Consider the following 2,266-nt stretch of genomic DNA (forward strand, 5'->3'; position numbering starts at 1 on the left):
TACGAGGAGTTCGGCTACGAGCAGGTGCCGCAGCGCAGCCTGCGGGGCATGAGCTTCCCCATCGGGGTGCGGTAGGGGCAAGGAAGGATTCGACCTGAACATCCGACTGGCGGTGCTGTCCGCCTGCAGCACCGGCAACGGCGAGCAGATCGCCGGCGAGGGCCTGGTGGGGGTGAGTCGGGCCTTCCTCACCGCGGGCATACAAGGCGTAGTGGCTTCGCTGTGGCCAGTGGACTCCGCGGCCACCGTGGCGCTGCGTCAGGAAAAACTGGAAGGAAACCGCCCTACCCGGCCCCTGAAGGCCAAGGACGCCGAGGCACCGGCGGAAAACGCCGGGGCGTATTTCTGGTCGCCCTTCATCCTGATGACTCTGGGGCATTGACAGTGCTAAAGAGACAGAATAAAAGCCGTTTATCAGCATGATGGCGAAGGTCTGTCCCGCCAGACTTTTCTTCCCCCCACACAGTGATTGAGGTTTCCGACCTCCCGGAGGAACCATGCGAAAGTACCATTCCACTCTAGCCACACTTCTGTCCCTGGGATGTTCGGTTCTCGGGATCCTCTGGGGCTCGGCAGTTTGGGCCAATGCAGGCAAGGCGCAAACGCCCACGCCTGCGGAATTGGAGGCCCAGTTGGAAAAGTGGCCGCCGCAGTTGGTGATCGATACGGGGGCGCACCAGTCCCCTGTTGCCGACCTTATGTTCTCACCGGACGGAGAGATTCTGTATACCGTGTCCGAGGACAAGACCGTCCAGGTCTGGGATGTGGACAGTCGGGAGCGGCGCCGGGTGTTCCGGCTGCAGCGCGGGTCGGGGGAGCAGGGCAAGCTGTACTCGGGGGCGCTGTCTCCGGACGGCGAGCAATTGGCGGTGGGCTGCTGGGACCATGCCATCCGCATTTTGGATGCGCAGACGGGGGAAGTGGCGAAAGTGCTCCAGGGCCACACTGCCGAGGTATGGGATTTGGATTTCTCGCCCGATGGTCGCTATCTGGTCTCGGGCAGTGAGGATGAAACCGCCCGAGTGTGGGATTTGGAATCCGGAGGTGTCCGGCATGTGCTGCATGGGCATGATCATCCAATAAGAGACGTCTTATTTAGTCATGATGGAAATTATATTGCTACCGGCTATTTTGGTAGTGCAACGAAACTGTGGGATGCCCGTACCGGGGAAAGGACTTTTTCCCTAGGAAAAAGGTCAGATACATTTTCCCTCGCTTTTACTCCTGATTCTAGGCACCTGATTACTAACTATGATGGATCTGGTAGCAGTACCGGTTTTGGGGTTTGGGATGTTTATACGGGGGAACTGGATGAAAAATTTGCTATTAAAGGGGGCAGTGATTATATAGCGGGGATGTTCTCTCTTTCTCCTGATGGGAAGAACTTTATTTCTGGTCGTTTTAATTATACAGAGGAAGGAAAGTTTGGTTTTGTAAAATGGTTTTTTGAGTCTTACTCTTTCCCTGGTTCCCATTTAAGAAAAATTTTTAAGGATCCCCCGAGAATTCTAGGCGGAAATACGGAGTTTGAATGGTCTCCCCAAGGAGATATTATTGCTACAGCAGGACCTATGGGGGTACGGAAAAAGCGGGTTATCCAGCTTTGGGATCCAAAAACGGGAAAGCGGCGTCCCCTAATCCAGGAAGCGTCTCCGGGAAATTCTACTGCGGTCGCTTTCTCGGAGGAGGGGAATGCTATTTCTTGGTCGGAAGAAATAGGTTCTTCCTTTGATCGTTTTACACAGCAGCAAACGTTACAAAGCCGCTTTCTCCTCCCCCTCCCGAAGAACCCTTCGGGGAGTCGCAGTGCCGTGGTATCGCAGACAGGGTGGCAACGGGGAATCCAGCAGGCAGGAGGTACCAAACTAAAAATTAACGAAGAAGATACAAATGTTGTGGAGATTTGGCGGTTTGGAAGCCGGGTACAGCGAATCGACCGAAACCAGCGGGAAGGTACGGCCCATACAGCTTTAACCCTTACCCCCGAGGGGGATACGGTAATAAGCGCCGACCGGAATGGCTATATCGCCAGTTACAGCACCCGAACCGGGGAGAAGCTGCACGAGTTCGTCGGCCATTCTCAATATGTCACCTCAGTGGCGCCCTCCCCCGACGGCCGCCTGCTGGTCTCCGGCAGCTTGGACCAAACCATCCGCCTCTGGGAGATCGCCACGGGGGAGCTGCTGGTAACCATCTTCCCGACCCGGGACGGCGAGTGGGTGGCCTGGACGCCGGAGGGGTTTTTCGACGCCAGCGAGCACGGCGC

2 protein-coding genes are annotated in these 2,266 nt (G+C 56.4%); both read left to right on the forward strand.

The genetic code is table 11. The features are described from left to right. Positions 1 to 100 precede the first annotated feature (100 nt). Positions 101 to 382, forward strand: coding sequence for a CHAT domain-containing protein (locus ACERLL_RS17705; protein ID WP_373657423.1), 282 nt, complete (start codon positions 101 to 103; stop codon positions 380 to 382). Positions 383 to 497: 115 nt separating this feature from the next. Then, the coding region (locus ACERLL_RS17710) for a WD40 repeat domain-containing protein (RefSeq protein WP_373657422.1) at positions 498 to 2,266 on the forward strand (1,769 nt) is incomplete at its 3' end.

It is taken from the genome of Thiohalorhabdus sp. Cl-TMA (assembly GCF_041821045.1).
In the GTDB taxonomy this organism is placed as follows: Bacteria; Pseudomonadota; Gammaproteobacteria; order Thiohalorhabdales; family Thiohalorhabdaceae; genus Thiohalorhabdus; species Thiohalorhabdus methylotropha.